Here is a 324-nt window from a genome sequence, read left to right as displayed (position 1 = left end):
GATTTCTAGTCTTTGATTAGATCGTTCTTTAAAAATTTGGGTATGTGATAGAAAGATAGACTGAACGTTACTTTCACTGGTAACGGATCAGGCTAAGGTAAAATTTGTAAGTAATTGCGAATTTTCGGCGAATGTCGTCTTCACAGTATAACCAGATTGCTTGGGGTTATATGGTCAAGTGAAGAAGCGCATACGGTGGATGCCTTGGCAGTCAGAGGCGATGAAAGACGTGGTAGCCTGCGAAAAGCTTCGGGGAGTCGGCAAACAGACTTTGATCCGGAGATGTCTGAATGGGGGAACCCAGCCATCATAAGATGGTTACCT

At 43.8% G+C, this 324-nt stretch carries 1 rRNA gene; it reads left to right on the top strand.

From position 1 onward, the window contains the following. Positions 1 to 172 precede the first annotated feature (172 nt). Positions 173 to 324 (top strand): 23S ribosomal RNA (locus HX786_RS27015); the annotation flags it as partial.

The sequence above is a fragment of the Pseudomonas sp. 21615526 genome, from assembly GCF_013386245.1.
Taxonomy (GTDB): domain Bacteria; phylum Pseudomonadota; class Gammaproteobacteria; order Pseudomonadales; family Pseudomonadaceae; genus Aquipseudomonas.
Note: the sequence above shows the minus strand (reverse complement) of the source record. Positions and strands in the feature narration are given on the sequence as shown.